At 67.7% G+C, this 1395-nt stretch carries 2 protein-coding genes and 1 pseudogene; all 3 read right to left on the reverse strand.

From position 1 onward, the window contains the following. A pseudogene (locus A3840_RS18930) lies at nucleotides 1-134 on the reverse strand (thiazole synthase); the annotation flags it as partial. Between the two features lie 3 nt (nucleotides 135-137). Then, nucleotides 138-335, reverse strand: a complete 198-nt coding sequence (gene thiS, locus A3840_RS01590) for a sulfur carrier protein ThiS (protein ID WP_067450877.1) — start codon at nucleotides 333-335, stop codon at nucleotides 138-140. Next, entirely contained in the window at nucleotides 319-1314 is a 996-nt protein-coding gene (locus A3840_RS01595; protein ID WP_067450880.1) for an FAD-dependent oxidoreductase, read from the reverse strand. The genes thiS and A3840_RS01595 overlap by 17 nt, the downstream gene beginning before the upstream one ends. Between the last annotated feature and the right edge of the window lie 81 nt (nucleotides 1315-1395).

Raw genomic sequence — 1395 nt, forward strand, 5'->3', positions numbered from 1 at the left:
CCTTCGCGCCGCAGAGAGACAGTGACGATTTCGGCCCGCGAGGCGCGCACTGCCGCCTCGAGGATTTTGGGCGAGGGATAACGGGCCGTGCCCAGCAGCAGCCGGGAGGACAGCGTGACACCATAAAACTTCATGCCTCAGCCTCCCTGCATGGGGGCGAGCACTTCGAGACTGTCGCCATCGTATAATTGCGTGTCCGCGCGCCGGGCCGCCGGCACGAACCGACCGTTCACGGCGGTGGCGATGACCGCGTCCTTGTAGCCCAGCGCGTCGAGCGCTTCGTCGAGGCGGCGTGCTGTCAGCTGCCGCTCGGCGCCGTTAAGCAGAACTCGCATGGATAAGCTCCGTGTCGAAATGGGGATCTAAGGCCGCGCCGGCGGCAATCTGCGCCAGGGCCGGGGCAAGCAGGAAACCGTGGCGGAACAGTCCGTTGACGCGAACGACGCGTCCCGTCCGCTCCACCCGGGGAAGGTTGTCGGGAAGGGCAGGGCGGAGATCGGCCCCAAGCTCGAGAATTTCCGCCTCCCCCAGCGCCGGATGGAGGGTGAAGGCAGCCCCCAGCAAGTCGAGCATGGAGCGCACGCTGACCGGGCCCCGTGCCTCGTTTTCGAGCATGGTCGCACCCAGCATGAAGACGCCTTCGCCGCGCGGAACCAGATAGATCGGCAGGCGTGGATGCAAAAGGCGCACCGGCCGGGACAGCGACAGACTGCGTGAGCGGATCAGCGCCATCTCCCCGCGAACGCCGCGCAGTGCCGGCATGTCGATCCGCCCGCCAAGCCCCCGGCAATCAAAGACCAGATCGCCCCGCGCCGCTGCGGGCTCGAGTTCGGTGTCGAACCGGATGGCGACGCCCAGAGCTGCCAACCGCTCCACCAGCTCCGCCAGCGCGAGGCGCGGATCGAGATGTGCTTCGCCGGGGAAGTGGAGGCCTTTGCGGAAACGACCGGCCAGGTCAGGTTCCAGGGAAGCTATCTCGGTCTCGTTGAGCCACCGGTACCGCTCGGTGCGCTGGGCAAAGCGATCGAGTTCGGCCAGGTCGCGCCCAGGCGCAACCACCAGCGTGCCTTTCGACACAGTGGCGGGGAAGCGTTCACGCCACCAGTCAATGGATTGGGCGCCAAGACGGCCGACCACGGCCTCGCTCGATGCCATTTCGCACCACGGCGCAAGCATGCCCCCGGCATGCCAGGAACAGCTCCCCGGCCCGAGCCCCGCATTGCGGTCGAACATCTCCACCGCAAGGCCTCGCTCGGCCAAGGTCAGGGCGGTCGTGAGCCCGGCGACGCCTGCCCCGATCACTGTTGCCCGCAGGGGCGCGCGGCTAATCGAGCGGGACATAGACCTTGCCCCCCTGGTCGAGGAACTCGCGCGACTTCTCCGCCATGCCATCCT

Origin of the sequence: Devosia elaeis, from assembly GCF_001650025.1 — a bacterium.
GTDB lineage: Bacteria > Pseudomonadota > Alphaproteobacteria > Rhizobiales > Devosiaceae > Devosia > Devosia elaeis.

Excerpts from the sequence above, each read along its gene's own strand:
- thiS (WP_067450877.1), bottom strand. The coding sequence starts at position 335 with ATGCGAGTTCTGCTTAACGGCGCCGAGCGGCAGCTGACAGCACGCCGC.